The organism is Oricola sp. (assembly GCF_022763245.1).
In the GTDB taxonomy this organism is placed as follows: Bacteria; Pseudomonadota; Alphaproteobacteria; order Rhizobiales; family Rhizobiaceae; genus Oricola.
This window is the reverse complement of sequence record NZ_JALEGV010000006.1, coordinates 1-19974: the sequence shown is the minus strand read 5'-3', so window position 1 is coordinate 19974 and position 19974 is coordinate 1. Positions and strand designations below refer to the sequence as shown.

Here is a 19974-nt window from a genome sequence, read left to right as displayed (position 1 = left end):
CGCGGCCCGAAACATCGAAAAGGAATAGGACAATGGCAAACATCGGCACTTTCACCACCACCAAGAACGGCTTCACCGGTCAGATCAACACCCTCGCCCTCAACGTCAAGGCCCGCTTCGAGCACGTCGAGAACCCCTCCGACAATGGCCCGCAGTTCCGCATCTTCTCCGGCGCCGTCGAACTGGGCGCCGCCTGGCAGAAGCAGGCCAAGGGAACCGAACGCGACTATCTCTCGGTCAAGCTGGACGACCCGAGCTTCGCGGCTCCGATCTACGCCACCCTGGTCGAGGTTGAAGGCCAAGACGGCATGCAGCTGATCTGGTCGCGCCCGAACAGCAAGCGCGACTGATCTCCCCGGAAGACAAGGGCCTCGCCGCAAGGCGGGGCCTTTCGCATGTCAGCGCTTATCGGTCGCACTCACTGATGCGGCTTGATCCCCGAACGCATCGCGATACCCACGGCGTCTCTTACTTCGCAGCAGACGGTCGAATGCCAGATCGGCATCATCGGCCGTGTCGAATGTCTCCATCATTGTCTGGCCGCGCGTTCCGATCCTTCCCCAATCGCGAATGAGCGTAGCGCCCCCGAACAGCGTTGGCTGAACGGAGAGGGAATAAAAGCGCCGCATATTCTGTGCCGGGTCGATGCGGCGAAGATGGACGGGCTCGGGTTCGCGAAAAGTCATGGGAAGAGTCTCGCCGACAGCGATTCCCATGCCCAATCAGTTCTATGAATCGATAACCCATCATCTCATCTTCGGTCTTCCTGATGAAGCCGGTTCGTCGCCACGACCGATTTCATGTCATCGCGCCGGAACCAGATCGCGCGCCCGCAGCGAAGCGGCGCATTGCCCGAAGTGAAGACGATCTGTTCGTCACCGCGCATGCGCAGCACTTCCTCTGGCAGGATCAGAGGCCGTCCCGCCAACTGCTTTGACCGCGTCCGCGACGATCCCGACATCTGCGATGTCCGGCTCAACTGATCGACCTCGACCGTGGTATTGCCGCATCGCCGCGAGATGTATTCGGCGGTTTCAGGATCGTTGATCGCGGCGAATGAGACCCAGGACGCGCTCTCGAACCATTTCGATGTGGCGTCCCGCCCGCCATAGGTTTCGCGCATCTGCCCGATCGACTGGAAGAGGAGGAGCAGGCTGATGCCATATTTGCGACCGGCGTCCCGCGCCGTCTCGAGAATGCGCAAATAGCCGAACCGTGCCACCTCATCGAGCAGGAACAACGTCCGGCTCTTCGTTTCTCCATTCCGATTGTAGATCGCGTTGAGCAGTGCGCCTATAATGGTACGCGCCAGGCCCGGATGCGCCTCGAGTGTTTTTAGATCGAGATTGACGAAGATGTCCGTCTTTCCTTTCGCCAAATCGTCGGTCGACAGGCTCGATCCGGACACCAGCGCCGCATAGTTCGGATAGCTCAGCCAGTGGGTTTCCTTGATGGCGTTGGCGTAGACGCCGGAGAAGGTTTCCGGCGTCATGTTGACGAAGGCGGCGACGTTCTCCCGTACGAACTCGGACTTGGAATTATCGTGAATTGACTGCAGCCGCTCGCGCAATTTCGGTTCCGGTTCGGACAGGTTCATGCGCACCTGGCGCAGCGTCTGCTTTTCCTTTTCCGTATGCCCCGAGAGGCAGACATCGGCGATCAGCGCCGTGATGAGCTGCAAGGCGGAGGCCCGGAAGAAATCGTCGCGCATGGACGTCTGCCTGCCGACATCGGTGACCACCCAACTCGCCACGGCAACGACATCCTCTTCCTTTGTCCCGCCATAGCGGCCGATCCAGTCGAGGACATTGAAGCCGACCGACGCATCCTTCGGGCTGAGCACAAAGACCTCGCGTCCGGCCTTGCGCCGGTGATCGACGACCATGGGCGCGACTTCATTAGACGGATCGAGCGCCACCAGCCCGCCACCCCATTTGAGCGCTGTGGGGATCGTGACCGACGTCGTCTTGAAACCGCCCGATCCGGCGAAGACCAGACCGTGGGTCGATCCGAAAGATGCGTCGAAGCACAGGAGCGGCGACTTGCCGCCGGCCCCCCAGGACTGTTTGTCATCGGCGCGGAACGCGTGGCTCGCAACGCTGTCCTTGTCGACGCGATAGGCCTCGCCGACGACGATGCCGCCGTCTCCGCCAAACATCCGTTTCGCCTCGCCGAGAGACATCCAGTCCGCCGATCCGTGGATCGCGCGCTTGCCCGTCAGACGGCGTGGCTTCATGCTTGCGAAAGCGGCATCGCCGCGCAGCGCAACCCGTAGCGCGAACATGCTGGCGATGAAGCAGACCATCGCCCCGATGCCCGTCGAAGGATCAGCATATTCGATCAGCCGGTGGCCGTCGGGAACCGCGTCCGCGAAACCGCGGAGGCGCGTCAACTCGCGCATCCCCGCGATGGCGACCACGCAGAGTGCGCCCGCAAGGACACCAAGTCCGGCGGATTTGATAGCCATGGCACCACGCGCGGCGAAGAGGAAGACAATCCCGATGGCTGCAGCGACAACATAGGGCAGGGCAATGCCGATCCGCCCCAGCGTCAGTTGTGCCTCCGGCGAATTGCCGAACCGCGCCAACCAGGTTTCCGAGCCGGTGAGCCCGAGAGACACGGCCATCATCAAGCCGACCGGTGCAATCAGAAGGAGGAGCTTATTCAGGGTCATTGGAAAACGCCTCCGCTCCGATCGCCGTCAGCCGTTCCCGCTCCGCTTCGTCCGCCCTGATCCGGCTGGCGCCGTCGATCAGCAGTCCGAGGAGCAGCGCCCGCTTCTCGTAGCGCAGGCCCGCCTTGGCGATCAGACCACCGAGCTGGATTTTCTCGCGCGTGTCCTTCTTGCGCGCGTCGGACTGGCTTGCCTGCCGCATGCGCTCAAGCCTCGCTATTCGCGCCCGAAGGCGCGCCAGCCGGGTTTTGCGCGGGCGGGGATTTCCGGGTCTCGCCGCCGCCGCCACGAAACCGTTTTGCCAAATCCTCGAAGGCTTCGACGAGCTTGGCATCGTCGATCTCGATTTCTCCGAGACCGGCCTTGAGCGCGAGTCGTCCGATCCGTTCGGCCTCGCGTGCTTCTGCGGCCTTGAGCTGCTCCTGCAGTCTGGCAATGTCTTCTTTGATCTTCGATGAGGACTTTTTCATTCCGTTAGCTCCCGGTTCTGGCGAATGGCTGAAAGCCGTGAGCAGAATCGCCCGGGTGCGCGTTCAGCGCATCCCGGCAGAAATGCCGGGTCGAGAGACCCGCCACTTTCAGAGATCATCCCAGCGTTCCGAAGGAACGCGTCCAAGGGCGCAGTAATACGTCGCGAAACGCGACGTGCTGCTGGCGGCCCCTGATGGGTAGGCCGCCGTCTTCTCGGAACAAGGTTGGACTTGTTTCTCAGGAGCTTGATGGCCCGTGGCGATCACGCATTTCACACCTCAGCTCATTTCGCGCGGAAATGGCCGCAGCGCGGTCCTGTCCGCCGCCTATCGCCATTGCGCGAAGATGAGCCACGAGGCGGAAGCGCGCACGGTCGACTATTCGAACAAGAAGAACCTCGCCCACGAGGAGTTCTTGCTGCCGCCTGATGCCCCAAAATGGGCCCGCGACATGATCGCGGACCGCTCAGTGGCAAGCGCGGCGGAATCCTTCTGGAATGCGGTCGAGGCCTTCGAGAAACGCAGTGATGCCCAGCTCGCCAAGGAATTCATCATCGCTCTGCCGGTCGAGCTCAGCCGGGACCAGAACATCGCGCTCGTTCGGCAGTTCGTCGTCGAGCAAGTTCTAGCTCGTGGTCAGGTTGCCGATTGGGTCTTCCACGACGATCCGGGCAATCCGCATATCCACCTGATGACCACGCTACGCCCCCTGACCGAGCACGGGTTCGGATCCAAGAAGGTCGCCGTGCTCGGACCGGACGGGCAACCGGTTCGGACCAAGACCGGAAAAATCCAGTACAAGCTCTGGTCCGGTGAGAAGCCGGAATTCCTTGAGCAACGGCAAAGATGGCTCGACCTCCAAAACCACCACCTGGCTCTGGCCGGATTGGAAATCCGTGTCGATGGCCGGTCCTACGCCGAGCGCGGCATCGACATCGAGCCGACCACTCATATCGGTGTCGCGGCGAAGGCGCTGCAGCGCAAGGCCGAGATCAGGGCGAGCGCCATCGACCTCGAACGGCTCGCCCTTCATGAGGCGCAACGGCAAAAGAACGCCGTGCGAATCGAGAACCGGCCCGAGCTGGTGCTCGACATTCTCACCTCGGAGAAGAGCGTCTTCGATCAGCGCGACATCGCAAAGGTCCTGCACCGCTATATCGACGATCCCGAAAGCTTCCAGCGTCTCCTGGCGCGTATTGCGGAAAGCCCGGAATGCCTGAAGCTCGCCGATGAGACCATTGACTTCGCGACAGGCGCGCGTGTCCCGGCGCGGCTGACGACGAGGGCGATGATCCGGCTCGAGGCCGAGATGGTCAGCCGCGCGGACTGGCTTTCGGGAAAGAGCGGGTTCGAAGTCCGGGGGAAGGTTTTGGAAGCCGTGTTCGGCCGGCATGAGCGGCTGTCGGAAGAGCAGCGGACGGCCATCGAGCATGTGGTGGGCGGCGAGCGGATCGCGACCGTCGTCGGCCGGGCAGGGGCCGGCAAGACCACGATGATGAAGGCCGCCCGGGAAGCATGGGAACTGGCCGGGTACAACGTCGTCGGTGGCGCGCTTGCGGGCAAGGCGGCCGAGGGTCTGGAAAAGGAAGCCGGCATCCCGTCGCGCACGCTCGCCTCCTGGGAGCTTGGTTGGCAACAGGGCCGCCGGCGTCTCGATGACAAGACAATATTCGTTCTCGACGAGGCTGGCATGGTCTCGTCCCGGCAGATGGCGACCTTCGTTGAAGCGGTCACCAGGTCCGGCGCCAAACTGGTCCTGGTCGGTGACGCCGAGCAACTGCAGCCGATCGAGGCGGGTGCGGCGTTCCGCGCGATCGTCGAACGCACCGGCTATGCCGAGCTCGAAACCATCTATCGCCAGAACGAAGATTGGATGCGGGCGGCATCCCTCGATCTGGCCCGCGGCCGCGTCAAGGAAGCGCTTTCTGCCTATCGCGCCAATGGCAAATTGATCGCGCAGACGCTGAAGGCCGATGCGATCGATAGGTTGATCGCCGACTGGAACCGGGACTACGACCCGGCAAAGTCGACTTTGATCCTCGCGCATCTCCGGCGCGATGTCCGCCAGTTGAACACGATGGCGCGCGAGAAGCTCGTCGAGCGCGGCTTGATCGAAGCCGGCCACGCCTTCAGGACCGAGGATGGAACCAGGCAGTTCGCCGCCGGCGACCAGATCGTTTTCCTCAAGAACGAAGGTTCACTCGGTGTCAAGAACGGCATGATCGGCAAGGTCGCCGAGGCCGCACCCGGACGTATCGTTGCGACGATCGGAGACGGGGAGGGGGCCACCCGCGTAACCGTCGATCAGCGCTTCTATCGCAATCTCGATCACGGCTATGCCACGACGATCCACAAGTCGCAGGGCGCGACCGTCGACCTTGTGAAGGTCCTGGCCTCGCTCTCGCTCGACCGGCACCTGACCTATGTCGCGATGACCCGGCATCGGGAGGATATGGCGCTCTATTATGGCAACCGGTCCTTCCATCTCGCCGGCGGTCTCGAGAAGCTCCTCTCCCGCAAGAACGCCAAGGAAGTCACGCTCGATTACGCGGGCGGCCGCTTCTACGCCCAAGCGCTGCGCTTCGCCAACAATCGCGGTCTCCATCTCGTCCGGGTTGCACGGACGCTAATGCGCGACCGGGTTCAATGGACGATCCGGCAGAAACAGAAACTCGTCGATCTCGGTGCACGACTTCGGGCCGTCGGCGCGCGTCTGGGCGTGGTCGATGAGCCGCTTCATCAATCTCCGCAATCAGTCAGAAAGGCTTCGCCGATGGTCAAGGGCATTTCCAGTTTCACCATGTCGGTCACCGACGCTGCGGACGAAAAGCTGCAGGCCGATCCGGCCTTGCAGAAGCAGTGGGACAATTTCTCTGATCGTATTCATCTCGTCTATGCGGATCCCGAAAGCGCCTTCAAGGCCATGCGCATGGAGGCGGTTGTCGAAGATCCGAACGTTGCCAGGCAGCGCCTCGGCGAGATCGAGCGGAATGCGGCGAGCTTCGGCGCGCTCAAGGGTCGGGAAGGGTTACTGGCGAGCCGCTCGGATCGGGAGGATCGTCATGTGGCGGAAGTCAACGTGCCAGCACTGCGCAAGGACCTCGAACGCTATCTCGACATGAGGGAGAGGGCGACGGCCAAGTACAGGCTGGAAGAGGAAGGGCATCGCAAACGCACCTCGATCGACATTCCGTCCCTGTCGCCGGCGGCGGCGCGGGCAATGGAAAAGGTCCGCGACGCCATCGACCGCAACGATCTGCCGGCCGCGCTCGGATTTGCGCTGGCCGACCGCATGGTGAAGGCCGAACTCGACACCTTCAACAAGGCGGTCTCTGAGAGGTTCGGGGAGCGGACATTGCTCGGCAATGCAGCCAAGGACCCGTCCGGATCGACCTTCGACAAGGCGGCGCAAGGCATGTCGCTCGGCGACCGGGAAAAACTCAGCACCGCCTGGCCGACCATGCGGGCCGGCCAGCAACTGGCCGCTCACGAGCGCACCCAGCAGGCCCTGAAGGAGTCCGAGGCGATGCGGCAAACCCAGACCAAGAGCCAGGGGCTCAGGCAGTGAGCCGGCGGCGCCGGATCGTCGTGGTTGCCGCTCTCGCTTGCGTCCTGCTTGCGCTGTTCGGCTTGGGATATGGTGCCGGCTTTCGGGTCAATCTGACACCGAGCTATCCGCTCGGACTCTGGCGGATCGAAACGCTGAACCGCGATGTCCGGGTCGGGGATCGGATATTCATTTGCCCGCCGCTGACCGACGTGTTTCGTCAGGCACGTGAGCGCGGCTATGTACGGCGCGGCCTCTGCCCCGGCTGGCTCAGCCCGCTGATCAAGACCGTCGTGGCGCTGCCCGGGCAGACGGTCGAAATCGGCGCATCCGTCGCAATCGATGGTCTCGCTCTGCCGCAATCCGCGATTCAGCCGCGTGACGGATCGGGCCGGGCTCTGACGCCCGATCCCGGCGGCGTCGTGCCCCCCGACACGCTGTTTCTTTTTTCGACATTCAGAGGTTCGTATGACTCACGATATTTTGGGCCGATCCCGGCCGCCGGCGTTCTCGGGTTGGCGAAACCGGTTTTCACCTTCACACCGTAGCATGGTCACCGCTGCAATGTTCATCGTCGCTGCCGCCGCGGTCGGTGCCATCGGATGGAGCGGCGAGGTGCTACTCCTCCCGGTCGCGTGCCTCTTTCCCGCGCTCTGGGCGTTCGCCCCGACGCGGCTGGTCGCAGGTCTGGTTTCGATGGCATATTTCACGGCGGCGTCGCGTGGCTTGCCCGTTGGCGTATCGATTTTCTACGCGAGCGATATCTGGGTGGGGCTTGGTCTCTGGATCGCCGCGTCAACGATGTTCGTTGCGGTGCACACGGTCCTTTGGTCGCCGAAGCCCGGGTGGCATCGGCCGCTGCGATATCTGGGCGCGGCGACGCTGATGAGCGTGCCGCCATTCGGCATCGTCGGGTGGGCCAGTCCGATCACCGCGGCCGGCGTGCTCTTCCCCGGTTGGGGCTGGACAGGATTGGCGGCCACCGCCGCCGGCCTCTCGGCGATGACCACACGAGCCTGGCCGCTGGCCGGTGTCGCAATGGGCACGGCCTTTGCGCTTTCCGCAGTCACCTGGACCGATCCCGAACCGCCGGAGGGATGGGTCGGAATTGACACGACGTTCGATTATCAGGTCGCCGGCGAACATGCCGATTACGCTCAGCATATGACGACAATCGCCCTCGTCAGGCGAGCAGTAGGGGACGGTGCCACCAAGATTGTTCTGCCAGAAAGCGCGCTCGGGATCTGGACGCCGACCACCGAGCGTCTCTGGACCCGAAACCTCGCTGACCTCGATGTCGTCGTCGCCGGCGGAGCTGTTGTCATAAACGAGAGCGGCTATGACAATGTCATGATCGAGCTGACAGGTGAGGGGGCAAGGATCTTCTATAGGGAGCGGATGCCGGTGCCGGTTTCGATGTGGCGGCCTGGGGCATCCGGGGGCGCGTCGGCGCAGTTCTTCGGCAATCCCACCGGCAGATTTGCCGGGACGTCGATCGCGCCCTTGATCTGCTATGAGCAGCTCATTGTCTGGCCAATCCTTCAGTCCATGCTCTTAGGGCCGGACATCATCGTGGCGACAGGCAATGGCTGGTGGACCGGCGACACTAACATTGTCCCGATCCAGAAAGCGACGGCCAGGGCGTGGGCGTCGCTGTTCGGGCTGCCACTCGTCATCGCGTTCAACACCTGATGGGAGCTGCGAGATGATCGACGTCGACCTCATTCAGCAATGCGCCGATCCGCGCCTCGAGGTCGCCGTGGTGCAGCAATTTGTGGCCGAGATGAATGCGCCAGACCATCTTACGATCCGCGTGTTCCAGGGTGAGAAGATGATCCTTGTCCCGGCTCCGAAATCGGTCGAGGAGGCGGTTGAAACCACCAAGCAATGGGTCGACAAAGCAAATGTCAGAGTTGGGCTGACCCAATATCCGGCCGGGCTCGGAATTGCAGATCCATCGGAGATCGGCCTCGAACTCTTCGATACCTGCGAAAACCTTCGGCTCGGTACGGAGCTGTTCGGAAAGGTTCTAAGGATCGCTGGCGAGCGGGGTGAGGAGGGCGAGGCCTCGGGGTTTGAGATGGCGGTGAAGGCTTATTTCACCGGGTGGTTCGAGGGAGAGCAGGTGTTCTACGCGGAGAAACCGGAGCCAACCCGTGCTAGCGAAGCGGTGCCGGTTCAAGCGGAGGTGTCGCCGGCGTGTGCGGACGCGGCGCGCGACTCCGCTGTACAATCAGACCCCAATCTCGCCGGAATTCGGATCGATCCTTCCGTGTTGTGTCGCCCCACCAACAATTGACCCGATCACGCCACCCTCCCATTGGATCAACGTTCCAGAAGTCGGCTAGATTCGAAGTAATAGTCCACTGCCTTCAGGCCGCTGGGATGAACAGTCCAAACCTCGGCGTGCAGTCCGACGTGGATTGACAGGAAACAACAAATACGCGCGAAATCAATCCAGAACAGGCCCAAACATGTCAGATATCGCCGGCTCAAGCTTCAACACCATACTTTCACGCATCGCCGAAGTTTCGCATCGCGAGAGCCTTGATGCCGTCCTGAATGAACTCGCCACGGGCTACGGACTCAAATCCGCAGCATATTTCGGGGTCCGCCTGTCTGGCCGATCGAACAACGATCCGTTTCTTGCAGTGACTTACTCGTCGGAATGGGTGGAGCACTACAGAGAGCGCTGCTTCGTGGAGATTGACCCGGTCATCCAGACCGGTTTCCGGCAGCCTCCTGCCACTCGATTGGGACGGGTTCGCTCGAAGCGACGAGAGGGTCAAAACTCTGTTTGGCGAAGCGTCCGAATTCGGTCTCGGGAAGAAGGGTCTCTCGATACCAGTCCATGGCCCGCATGGAGATCGTGCGCTGTTCTCAATTACTTGCAACCGGACTGATCGCGACTGGGCGCATGATAAGCTCCTCTATCTGCGCGATTTCCAGGTCTTGGCCACACATATCCATGACAAGGTTCTGCACCTGGAGGGGACCCGACCGCCGAACTCACATCTCTCCCCGCGCGAGCTCGAATGCCTGCAATGGATCGCGGAAGGTAAAACGGCTTGGGAGTGCGCCACAATCCTGGGGCTCTCGCAGCACACCGTCCGCTGCTATTTAGAGAGCGCCCGCCACAAGCTCAAGGCTACTAGCAACACTCACGCAGTATCAATCGCATATCGAGCGCGGTTGCTTGTCGATACCTTGTAAACCCGGCCGATGAGCCGGATTTCAGAGCCGAGACATGACCGATAACTGGTGTCTCCGTCGTCAACAAACGAACGGAGATCACCATCATGATTTTTGCAATCGAAAGCGTCGATCAGGACAAGCATGCCGAACTGATCGATCAAATGTTCCGCATGCGTGCGGAAGTCTTTTCCGGACGTCTCGGCTGGGAGGTCCACGTTAAAAACGGCCGCGAGATCGACCGGTTCGATGCGGAGGATCCGCTCTACCTTCTGTCGCTTGACGAGCATTCCGGGCAGTTGCGCGGAGCGGTTCGCCTCCTGCCTACGACCGGTCCCAACATGCTCAGGGATGTGTCTTCTGTGCTCATGCCGGGTGGCGCGGTCGAGAGCCCGTTGATCTGGGAGAGCTCTCGCTTTGCTATCAATCCGCGCGTCTTCGAAGCGAAGGACCGGGCCGACGCAAATCACACGGTGAACCGGACAACTGTGGAACTCCTGTGCGGGATGGTTGAAACCGCCCAACGGGCCGGCATCGAGCACATCGTGTCCGTCTTCGACGCCAGAATGGCGCGGATTTTCAGATCGATCGATTGCTGCTTTGAGCAAATCGGGGCGCCGGCGCGAATCGGTAAGACCATGACCTATGCCGGCCTGTTCGATATGAGCCAGGACATGCGGTCCCGGCTGGGTGCCGCGGGCAGTTTCCGCGAACCGGTTCTCGTCGATGTTGCACTGCCGTTGCGGTCGGCAACCGGACATATGGTAAATGCCGAATAATTCCTATGAAAACACGCAGGTTGGCGTCTGGCGTTGGTTAACCTGATCAAATATGCTCTGCCCCGAGGCGTTACGCGCCGCCTCGGGGCTTAGAAACCCTCCCTAGCGGTTTGGCACCGGCCGACCCGGTGCCAGGATCCTTCGGCTTACGGCCGGGGGCCTGTGACGTATGTCCAGGTGCCTCGGTGCTAAAGGTCGCAGGGCCGTCTAGGGCGGTTTCTAACCCCCGGCTTGGGGTCGAGGTCTTAATCAACGCGGGGGCGCACCGCGTGCCAAGCCGCGGGATACTGTCACTATTGCCACAACCGATCATTCTTAATCTCGAACCATCATTACCGAAACATTCCATTGCCGCGATTCTGGCCGGGTTGAACGAATCCGCGCTCGAGCGCCTCGCTCTGGACGTCATTCGCGAGCAAAGGCGCCACCTCGAACACGCGCAGACCTTGTACGAGAAATTGTCCACGCTGGAAGCCAAGGCACCGCTCGACGAAAGAACCGAGGAAATCCGCCACGACTACCGGCTGGCGTTACTGATGATGCGCGCCCATCATCAGATCACGTCGGCGGTCATCGACAAGCTGGGCCGTGTGCCGCGTTTGCCCGAGGACGAAACCAGTCACTGAGCCACTGCTGGATCGATCGGGCACCTTCGTAAGGCACGGGAATCACGCCGAAAAAACGGCGGTTGGTTCCATAAGCTATATTATGCGACATGCGCATATAGCAGCCATTTAGTAATGCAACAGTTGGGCCAGTTAGAGATGCGACACTTCCATTGTGCGATTCTGACTTTGTTCTGTAGCGGAACGCCCTTCTCAAATAAGCCCAATACGTATCGCCATGGACGCGGCCTGGCGGGTATTGGCGGCTCCGAGCTTCTGCGTTGCCGCATCGAGATATGAGCGCACTGACGAATAGGAGACGCCCACAGTCAGAGCGATATCTGGCATTGTTACGCCTTCCGCAAACCATCTAAGGCATTCTGCCTCTCTTGGCGAAAGACGAATATCGGTTGCCAGAGACACATCCTGTTTCGCGCCGGCGAGACGCGCGTGAACAAATGCAACACAAACGGCCGCGGTCACAGGGTCTACCTTCCGCACGTCGAGTGGGTCCGCGCGGTCTGTAACCAACGTAAAAATCATCCGATTCTTGAAGCCGACAGGCACCGATATTGAGAGACCGGACCGAATGCCGAACTCGGCCGCAGCCGCGAACATTTGCGAGATATCGCGCCGGCCCATGCGCCTTGCTTCCGAAGCGGACCACGTGAAGACCGGGGGGCCATGTTTTGCGCGGGTGACGACGGGATCGACATGGAGATAACCGGCGCGGACATACTGCTCCTGCCACTTCTGGGGATAATTCGAGACCGCAAAGCTCTCCTTTCCGCACAGATGGACATAGGCGTAATAATCGAAACCAGCGCCGGAGGCGAAATCCCGGAGGGTACGCCGCGCCGCAGTATCATCCAGCGGCAGTGAGAGTTTGTCGATCAGACCTATCAGAATATCGTTCAAATGCTTGGCCAGATGAAAGTATAAGGTTCATTCGACGGATTTGTAGGCGATAGTTGGGCAGGCAGGAGGCGAAAGCCAAGGTTATCGGTAAGCCTTTGGGAAAATTATGTCTTGATCGACCAAAATATTAAAGCGATAGCCAGGCCGAATCTCCAGGGTCGGCTGCACATTGAGGTTCTTCGAAACGGTCTGCTCCGAAATCTGACTGAAGGTCTCGGCGAAGGATCGCCGCGCCGCATCGCTGGCGCTGTCCACCGTTGTTGTCGTGCTGTTATCGTTGGGGAGCAGCATGTCGGTGCCGGCGCCGATGAGCGCCACCAGGATCGCCGATCCGAACGTGCGCAGATAGTGGTTGTCGACCTGATCGTGGAAACCGCCATAGCCGGCTCCGTCCGTCCCGGCCATGCCGCCGATCTGCAGGGTCGAACCGTTCGGGAAAATGATGTCGGTCCAAACAACCAGAACCCGGTTCTGGCCGAACGTCACCTCGGAATCGTAGCGGCCGAACAGCTTCGCGCCCTGCGGGATCAAGAGCCGCCTTCCCGTCGCGCTGTCATAGACATTCTGCGACACCTGCGCGGTGATGCGGCCGGGAAGATCGGAGTTGATGCCGGTGATCAGTGTCGCCGGAATGACCGAGCCGCGCTTCAGCTCGAACGGCGACATTTGCGGCACCACGGAGTTCGGCAGATAGCCGAGGTCCGCGATGTCCTGGTTGAAGAATTGCTGTTTCGACGCCTGCCCGTTCGGATCGGCGTTCTGCCCGATGCCGGATTGGAGAGCAGCGCTATAGAGATCGAGCGCGCTTGCCGGCCGATTCGCGGTCGTCAGCCCTGTTTGCTCAGACGTCGGCGTCGCCGCAGCATTCGCGTTCTCAAGGTCCTTCAGGTTGACTGCGATCGGAGAGTCGAAGGCCGCGCCCGCTGCCTGTATGCTTGCCATCTGCTGACGCTGGTATTCCCTTAGGACCTGTTCGTCCTGTTCGCGCTGCAGGCGCGCCCGCCACACCGCTTCCGGTTCAAGCGTCGGCTCAGGGGCAGTGACGACGGTCGGCGTCGGTTCAGGTTCCCGCTGAAACGGGTTTCTCGGTCGCTCAGGCTCCTCGGTTGGTGTCGGCTGGACCACGACGGGCTGCGGCTCGCCGATGATCCCGTCCGGCACACCTTGCTTCAGGCGCTCGGCGTCGTTGGACGCGGGCCGCGCCGATGACGGCTCGATCTGCGGGTCTCCGCCGAAATGCAGCCCTCTCGACGACAGGCCGTAAAAGATCACACCCAGAAAGATGACGACCAGCAGGATGGCGACGATCACCGGAACGCGATTGAGGCGCCTGATGCGCGGTCCGTCCTGCGGACCTGCGCCGCCAAGTTTCAGGGACTCGCTCACGATGCGCCCTCCGATCCACGCTGCATGACCGACAAGGGGCTGGCCGGCGTCGCGCCCGTGGCGCTGAGCGTGTACATGCGGGTCAGCTCGACCTGCAGCATCGAGAGCCGGACAAGCACGCCGCCTTCGAAGGGATCGATCGAATAGGCCAACGGCGTGACGGCGGCCCCCTCGGTCGCCTGATCGGTGACGACGGCATAGCCCCATTCGCGAAGCGCCGCCTCGAGGGCCGGGCCAAACAGGCCATCACTGCCGCGCAGTTCGATCGTGGTCGTGCCTGGGCCCACATGCTCCGCCAATCGCCCCACCATGTCGCCGGCAATGGCAGTTGCCGATTCCGGCGTGAGTTCGGCCGTGACCTCGCTCCGGATGAGGCCGGGTCCACTCATCGTCTGGCACGCAGCGAGCATCGCAAAAAGCAGCAGGGCCGCGGGCAAAAGGAGAAAGGTTCTGATCTTGCGCATCACCCTACCCTCCCCGCCGGATGGTGATTTTCTGCTGCTGGCGGCCGACGCCCGAAACCAGGATGGCGCGATCGATGTTGTAGTCGACGACCATCATCGCGCCGTTCATCCGGTAGTTGACGATCCGGTTCTCACCGCCGGAGACGACGAACAGGACCGGGGCCTCCTGCCCTGACAAGGAGGAGGGAAACTGGATGTAGGTCTTCATGCCGTCGCTGTAGATCCGGGTCGGCCGCCAGCGCGCCGCCCCGCTGATGTGGAATGCAAAATCGAGCTGATCGGCCGGCACGCCGGCCCCTGGCACAACGCTCGCCTCGATGCGCGCATTGATCTCGGCGAACCGTGCGTTGATGTCTTCGGGATAGTCGAAGCCGACGCGCGCCATGTACTGGCTGTGATGCGATTTGAGCTGAATATGATAGGTGCGCCGCGACGTGGTCACGACCATCGAGGTGACCAGACCGGCTTCGGACGGTTTGACGATCAGGTGGATCGCCTGCCCGCTCGGCGCACCGGAGGTTGCGGGTTCGACCTTCCAGCGAACGGTGTCGCCAAGAAGGACGTCGCGTACCACCTCCCCGGCCTGAAGCTCGATATCGCAGACCTGCAGCGGCGAGCAGACGACGGACGGCTGAACCTCGCCATAGAGGAAAATCACCTTGCCGTCGGCGCCGCGCGTCACGACGCCCTGCCGGTGCTGCCACTGGCCGGAGAGCTGCGTGCCGCGCGCCTCGTTGCTGGTCAGCTGCTGTCCCTGTGCGGGCAGAGTCGCCGCCGCGATCATCACGCCGGCGCAAAGCGCGATGCCGCGGATATTCTCTTTCTTCATTCACCTATCCTCCGGGGCACCTAGAGCTGCGCCGTCCAGTCAAAATCCTTCAAATAAAGTCCGATGGGGTTGAGGCGGATCACCGCCTCGTCTTGCGGCGGGGTGAGGGTCACCGTGGCGACACCGCGGAACCGCCTCGTTGCGAGTTCCTTGCCTTGCCGGTCCCGCTCGTACTCGGTCCAGTCGATCTGGTAGCTCTGGTTGGAGAGCGGCACGATATTGGTCACCTCGATCGCGACTGTCTTTTCGCGCGCGCGGTCAAACGGCGAGTTGCTGCGAAACCAGGCATTGATCTTCTCGGTCGCCGGGTCGGACGATCTCAGCAGCGCATAGGCCCGATCGATATATTGCTTCTGGACGACCGTGTCGGGCGTGACCGAGCGGAAGTTCGAGATGAAACTGCCGAGCGTCGCGCGCACCACACGCGGATCCGCATATTCGATCTGCTGCGGGAACCCTGTGGTCGCCGCCGTGCCTAGCTTGTCGACCTCGACGATATAGGGGACCAGCTTGACCTGCGTGCTCTGATAAAGCGCGTAGGAAAATCCGATGACCGCCATGAGCATGCCGGTGATACCAACAATGCGCCAAGCGGCCGCCGCTTTCACATAGGAGCCATAGCGCTCGTTCCATTCCTGGCGTGCGGCGAGATAGGGATTTTCAGGGATACTGGTTCTGGCCATGGTCTTTGTCACGCTTTCTCGTCACGGTTCGGTCGGGAGGCGGGACGGCCCTGGGACTGGTCAAGCTTGGCGTTGGCGAGGCCCAACGTGGATGCGCCCCATGTGCCCGGAACACCGATCGCCTTGTCTCGGGCGGCAGACGCGGCCGCACCGCCTGCGGCGCCCATGCCGCTCGCCATGCCCTTGAGCGCTGCCCCGCCAAAGGAACTACCGGCGGCGCGGGCATCGGAATAGGCCGCGGCCCCCGCCCTCGCCCCGCCGACGGCAAGCGCAGCTCCGCCCGCCGCGAAGCTTGCCGCCTGCGCGCCGTGACGGATGGTTTCCATCCCGCCGGTGACCGAGACGCCCTGGACCATGCCCTGCACGATGTTGGGGACGTACATGGCGATGACGAAGACAACGACGGAGATGCCGGCGATCGCCAGCGTCGCCAGGAACTCGTCGCCCGTTGTCGGCGAATTGGCGAGGTTGATCAGAACCTCAGACCCGATCCGCGCAATCATCACCAGCGCCATCAGCTTCATGCCGACGGAGAACGCGTAGATCAGATAGCGGACCGAGAAATCCTTGGTGAAGCTCGAACCGCCGAGGCCGAGCATGATCATGCCGGCGAGGAGCCCGACATACATCTCGACCATGACCGAGACGAAGATCGCCGCGACCAGGCTGAAGCAGATCACCGTGATGACCATGGCGAAGACGGCGGCGATCGCCAGCGCATTGTCCTCGAAGAGGCCGAACTGCGCCTTGGCCGACATGGCGCTCGCAACCTCGAGACCGGCATTGAAGACGTTGGCCGGGGAAGCCGACCCGCCGCCGGCGCCGATCTGGAACAGGCTGTCGACAACCGCTTTTGTGAAATCCGGACCCTGTTCGAGAATAAAGACGAACAGGCCAATGAACATGATGCGCCGGACAAGCTCGGCGAACCAGGTGTCGAGGGAGGCCGCCGCGATCGCCAGCCAGACGGCGGCGATCCCGACCTCGATGCCGGCGAGAATCCAGAAAAGCGATCTGGCCGCGTCGAGGATCGTCGTTTCCCATCCCTGAGCGGCCGTCGCGATCTCGTTTTCAAGCGTCGTCAGCAAGCTGCCTTCCTGGGCCAACGCAGGATTGGCCCAGAGGATGACGCCTCCGATCAGGAGAAGAACGAGCCTAGTTTCCGGACGTGCCATCGGCCCCGCCTTCCGTTTTGCCCCAGCGCGGTCGCATCTCCTGGCCGCCTTCGAGATCGAAATGCTGCCGCTCCGGGGCGGCAGCCGCCGCTGGCGCTTCCGGTTCTGTCGTTGCGTTCCAGACAACGATGCCGACGACGACGACGACCACGCAGACCGCAATGATGAAGAGCCTGATCACCAGCGTGGCTCCATCGTCTGACCGCCCGATGTCGAGGGTGCGGTCGAATTGAAAAATTCTTCCCGGCGGTTCTGCGCGAGGTCCTTTGCAGCCTGTTCGGACTGATACCAGGTGCCCATCATCGTCACCTGCTGTGAGACGAGCCCGCGCAGCTTCTGGGCCTGGGCGACCTGCTGGGCGGCGATCTCATGTCCAACCTGCAGCGCCTGCATCTGACCGACCGACGACTGCGACATCGACCGGAGCTGGCTCATCGTCGATTCCTCTGAGCTGAACTGGTCGGCCGTCAGTCCCGCTGCTCTCAGTGTCGCTCCAATCGTGTCGCGGTTGGTGTCGGACCAGTCCTGATAGCTCGAGGAGAAGGTCTGGCCATTGGCGAGGCCCGACTTGAAATCGGCAAAGCTCTCGAACCGCTGCCGCAGCACGTCATCGGCATTGCCCATCGAGAAGGCGATCGATTGCCCCTGCTGGACGAGGCTCTGCAGCTGCATCAGATCGCTTTCGACCTGGCCCCAGACGTGGCTCGGCAGTGTCAGCGTGTTCTGCAGCATGTTCTCGTAGATCCTCAGCTGGTTCTGGATCTGCTCGGCCAGCTGCGTGATCTGGGTGACCTGGTTCTGGATCTGCTCGGCCGACTGACCGACAAGCCCGACGAGCTCGCCATTGTTGAGGATCTGCGTGAATTCCGTCGCTCCGAAGAACCCGCCGCCGCCGGCATGGGTGCTTGTGGCCGACGAGGCTGAGAGGATTGCGGCTATCGCAATCCTAGCTGTGCGTGAGAATGCGCTTGGCATCATCCACTCCCCTTTCCTCCAGCCAGGCCGCCGGCCATTCCTCGCCATGCGTCTCGCTGAGCTGATCAATGCGTTTGAGATTGTCCTTGCCGGACGCGCCGACGAAGGCGAGCGCCACGGGCCCGAGCGACATATCGAAGAGCCGTCGGCCTTCGGGTGAGGCGACGTAATATTCGCGCTTGGGAATCGCCGTCGCGACGATCTCGATCTGCCGATCGTTGAACCCGATCCGCTCGTAGAACTCGCGCGTTCCCGACTCCCGCGCAGCGCCATTGGGCAGGCAGATTTTCGTCGGGCAACTTTCCTTCAGCACGTCGATGATGCCGGACTGCTCCGCATCCGAGATCGACTGCGTGGCCAGCACGACCGCGCAATTGGCCTTGCGCAGCACCTTGAGCCATTCCCTGATCTTGTCGCGGAACATCGGATGCCCGAGCATCAGCCAGGCCTCGTCGAGGATAATGAGGCTCGGTGCGCCGGTGAGGCGCTTTTCGATGCGTCTGAAGAGATAGAGCAGAACGGGCACGAGATTGCGCTCGCCCATGTTCATCAGCTCTTCGACCTCGAAGGTCTGGAACGATCCGAGCGTCAGACCATCCTCTTCCGCGTCGAGGAGTTGCCCCATCGGCCCGTCGACCGTGTAGTGCTGCAGGGCGGTCTTGATCTCACGCATCTGCACGCCGCTGACGAAATCCGACAGCGAGCGCCCGCGGGCGTCGGCAAGCAGACCGATCTGCCGCGCGATTGCGTTGCGGTGGTCCGGTGTAATGGTCACGCCCTGCATGGCGACGAGCGTTTCGACCCACTCGGCCGCCCACGCGCGGTCACCGCCTGTCGAGAGCTCGGCCAGCGGGCAGAAGGCAAGCGCTGTCCCCTCCCCGGCTCCGATCTCGTAGTGATCCCCGCCGGCGGCCCTGGTCAGCGGATAAAGAGACTTCCCCTTGTCGAATGCGAAGATCTGCGCATGCTCATAGCGCCGGAACTGGGCGGCGATTAGCGCCAACAGTGTCGACTTGCCCGATCCCGTCGGGCCGAAGATCAGCGTGTGGCCGACATCGTCGACATGGAGGTTCAACCGGAAGGGAGACGAGCCGCTGGCGACCTGCATCAGTGGCGGGGCGTTCGGCGGGTAGAACGGGCATGGGGCGACGGCGCTGCCGGCCCAGACGGAATTGACCGGAATGAGATCGGCAAGATTGCGGGTGTTGATCAGCGGTTCGCGGACATTGGCTTGAGCGTTGCCCGGCAGGCTGCCGAGATAGGCCTCGGTGGCGTTGAGAGTTTCGATGCGGGCGCCGAAACCTTCGGCCTGGATCAGCCTCCGGACGGCTTCTGCCTGATCGCGCAGGCGGGCTTCATCCGTGTTGAACATCACGATGACAGGCGTGTAATAGCCATAGGCAACAAGCTGGGATGAGGCCTCGGCGATCGCGTCCTCGGTCTCGGCGACCATGGTCATGGCGTCCTGGTCGACCGAGCGGCTCTGGGTCTGGAAAAGCTGATCGAAAAACGGCCGCACCTTCTGCTGCCACTTCTTGCGGGTCCGCTCGAGTTTTTGCCGCGCTTCCTGATCGTCGAGGAATATGAAGCGGGAAGACCAGCGATAGGTGAGCGGCATCAGGTCGAGCGAATTGAGGATGCCGGGCCAGCTCTCGGCCGGAAACCCGTCGATCCCGACAATTGCGAGATAGCTGCCGTCGACCATCGGCGAGAGCCCATGGTGAAACTCGGCCGTCACCAGCCAGTCGAGATACATCGGGATCGCCGGCAGTCTGACCGGATGGTTCTCGCCGAGAATGCAGAACCGGATGAACTGGAAGAGCTCGTCGTATCGCGCCTCGTCGCCGCTCTCCGGACGAACGACCGTCCGCGTGACCATGCGGCGGATCATCAGAACGTTGCCGAGATATTGCTCGACCTCCCGGATCGAGGTCTGGAAGGAAGTGAGCACCCCGTCGGCATAGGTTTGCGAGCGGCTTCCCTCGTCGGAATAGACATAACGGGCCATGGCCGAACGGCGCGGCTCCGGCGGCCGATAGGTCAGGATCAGCGCATGCTGGCTTTCATAGTGGCCGCGCTCGGCCATGAAATGGTCGCGCCGCTGTTCGTCGATCGCACGCGTCACCGGGTCGGGAAAGTGGCAATCCTCGCGCGCCGGATAGGCCGTTGTGGGCACGCGAACCGCCTCGACCTGGATCATCCAGCCGGACCCGAGCCGCGAGAGGACGGCGTTGATCTGCCGCGAGACCTCGTTGCGCTCGATATTGGTGGAGCTCT

20 protein-coding genes are annotated in these 19974 nt (G+C 62.1%); 7 read left to right on the top strand and 13 right to left on the bottom strand.

Features of this window, described 5'->3' with window-relative positions; all coding sequences use genetic code 11:
* The first annotated feature begins 32 nt into the window (after positions 1 to 32).
* Positions 33 to 350, top strand: a complete 318-nt coding sequence (locus MRY80_RS01630) for a DUF736 domain-containing protein (protein WP_293287267.1) — start codon at positions 33 to 35, stop codon at positions 348 to 350.
* A gap of 48 nt (positions 351 to 398) precedes the next feature.
* Here MRY80_RS01630 and MRY80_RS01625 read toward each other — a convergent pair whose 3' ends face one another.
* From MRY80_RS01625 to traC, 4 genes are all read right to left on the bottom strand, one after another.
* Positions 399 to 686 (bottom strand): WGR domain-containing protein, encoded by a 288-nt coding sequence (locus tag MRY80_RS01625; protein WP_293287265.1) that lies wholly within the window; start codon positions 684 to 686, stop codon positions 399 to 401.
* 65 nt (positions 687 to 751) lie between these two features.
* The gene (traG, locus tag MRY80_RS01620; RefSeq protein WP_293287263.1) at positions 752 to 2674 is read right to left on the bottom strand and encodes a Ti-type conjugative transfer system protein TraG; all 1923 of its coding nucleotides are present in this window, start codon (positions 2672 to 2674) and stop codon (positions 752 to 754) included.
* Entirely contained in the window at positions 2661 to 2876 is a 216-nt protein-coding gene (locus tag MRY80_RS01615; RefSeq protein WP_293287261.1) for a type IV conjugative transfer system coupling protein TraD, read from the bottom strand. Before MRY80_RS01615 ends, traG begins: the two co-directional genes overlap by 14 nt.
* 4 nt (positions 2877 to 2880) lie before the next feature.
* Positions 2881 to 3144 (bottom strand): conjugal transfer protein TraC, encoded by a 264-nt coding sequence (gene traC / locus MRY80_RS01610; protein ID WP_293287259.1) that lies wholly within the window; start codon positions 3142 to 3144, stop codon positions 2881 to 2883.
* A 256-nt stretch (positions 3145 to 3400) separates the two neighbouring features.
* Between traC and traA the strand changes: the two genes are divergently transcribed.
* The 6 genes from traA to MRY80_RS01580 all read left to right on the top strand — a co-directional run bounded on the left by traA (position 3401) and on the right by MRY80_RS01580 (position 11288).
* Entirely contained in the window at positions 3401 to 6712 is a 3312-nt protein-coding gene (traA, locus tag MRY80_RS01605) for a Ti-type conjugative transfer relaxase TraA (protein WP_293287257.1), read from the top strand.
* Positions 6709 to 7239: a conjugative transfer signal peptidase TraF gene (gene traF, locus MRY80_RS01600; RefSeq protein WP_293287255.1), complete on the top strand. Its 531-nt coding sequence runs from the start codon at positions 6709 to 6711 to the stop codon at positions 7237 to 7239. Before traA ends, traF begins: the two co-directional genes overlap by 4 nt.
* Positions 7240 to 7255: 16 nt before the next feature.
* Positions 7256 to 8383, top strand: coding sequence for a conjugal transfer protein TraB (locus MRY80_RS01595; RefSeq protein ID WP_293287253.1), 1128 nt, complete (start codon positions 7256 to 7258; stop codon positions 8381 to 8383).
* 13 nt (positions 8384 to 8396) lie between these two features.
* On the top strand, positions 8397 to 8990 hold the full coding sequence (locus MRY80_RS01590; protein WP_293287251.1) for a conjugal transfer protein TraH: 594 nt from the start codon (positions 8397 to 8399) through the stop codon (positions 8988 to 8990).
* A 1000-nt stretch (positions 8991 to 9990) separates the two neighbouring features.
* Positions 9991 to 10662, top strand: a complete 672-nt coding sequence (locus tag MRY80_RS01585; protein ID WP_293287249.1) for an acyl-homoserine-lactone synthase — start codon at positions 9991 to 9993, stop codon at positions 10660 to 10662.
* 296 nt (positions 10663 to 10958) lie between these two features.
* The gene (locus MRY80_RS01580; protein ID WP_293287247.1) at positions 10959 to 11288 is read left to right on the top strand and encodes a transcriptional repressor TraM; all 330 of its coding nucleotides are present in this window, start codon (positions 10959 to 10961) and stop codon (positions 11286 to 11288) included.
* Positions 11289 to 11480: 192 nt separating this feature from the next.
* Here MRY80_RS01580 and MRY80_RS01575 read toward each other — a convergent pair whose 3' ends face one another.
* The 9 genes from MRY80_RS01575 to MRY80_RS01535 form a co-directional block, all read right to left on the bottom strand.
* Positions 11481 to 12185 (bottom strand): autoinducer binding domain-containing protein, encoded by a 705-nt coding sequence (locus MRY80_RS01575; RefSeq protein ID WP_293287245.1) that lies wholly within the window; start codon positions 12183 to 12185, stop codon positions 11481 to 11483.
* 81 nt (positions 12186 to 12266) lie between these two features.
* Positions 12267 to 13571, bottom strand: coding sequence for an IncP-type conjugal transfer protein TrbI (trbI, locus tag MRY80_RS01570; protein ID WP_293287243.1), 1305 nt, complete (start codon positions 13569 to 13571; stop codon positions 12267 to 12269).
* Positions 13568 to 14035 carry a conjugal transfer protein TrbH gene (trbH, locus tag MRY80_RS01565; protein ID WP_293287241.1) on the bottom strand — a complete coding sequence of 156 codons (468 nt, stop codon included), beginning with the start codon at positions 14033 to 14035 and terminating at the stop codon, positions 13568 to 13570. Before trbH ends, trbI begins: the two co-directional genes overlap by 4 nt.
* A 4-nt stretch (positions 14036 to 14039) precedes the next feature.
* Entirely contained in the window at positions 14040 to 14819 is a 780-nt protein-coding gene (trbG, locus tag MRY80_RS01560; RefSeq protein ID WP_253383819.1) for a P-type conjugative transfer protein TrbG, read from the bottom strand.
* 65 nt (positions 14820 to 14884) lie between these two features.
* Positions 14885 to 15547: a conjugal transfer protein TrbF gene (locus tag MRY80_RS01555; RefSeq protein WP_293287239.1), complete on the bottom strand. Its 663-nt coding sequence runs from the start codon at positions 15545 to 15547 to the stop codon at positions 14885 to 14887.
* 8 nt (positions 15548 to 15555) lie between these two features.
* Positions 15556 to 16722, bottom strand: a complete 1167-nt coding sequence (gene trbL / locus MRY80_RS01550) for a P-type conjugative transfer protein TrbL (RefSeq protein ID WP_293287237.1) — start codon at positions 16720 to 16722, stop codon at positions 15556 to 15558.
* The gene (locus tag MRY80_RS01545) at positions 16703 to 16903 is read right to left on the bottom strand and encodes a hypothetical protein (protein ID WP_293287235.1); all 201 of its coding nucleotides are present in this window, start codon (positions 16901 to 16903) and stop codon (positions 16703 to 16705) included. The genes trbL and MRY80_RS01545 overlap by 20 nt, the downstream gene beginning before the upstream one ends.
* The gene (gene trbJ, locus MRY80_RS01540; RefSeq protein ID WP_293287233.1) at positions 16900 to 17697 is read right to left on the bottom strand and encodes a P-type conjugative transfer protein TrbJ; all 798 of its coding nucleotides are present in this window, start codon (positions 17695 to 17697) and stop codon (positions 16900 to 16902) included. The genes MRY80_RS01545 and trbJ overlap by 4 nt, the downstream gene beginning before the upstream one ends.
* The coding region (locus MRY80_RS01535; protein WP_293287232.1) for a conjugal transfer protein TrbE at positions 17669 to 19974 on the bottom strand (2306 nt) is incomplete at its 5' end. The genes trbJ and MRY80_RS01535, both read right to left, overlap by 29 nt.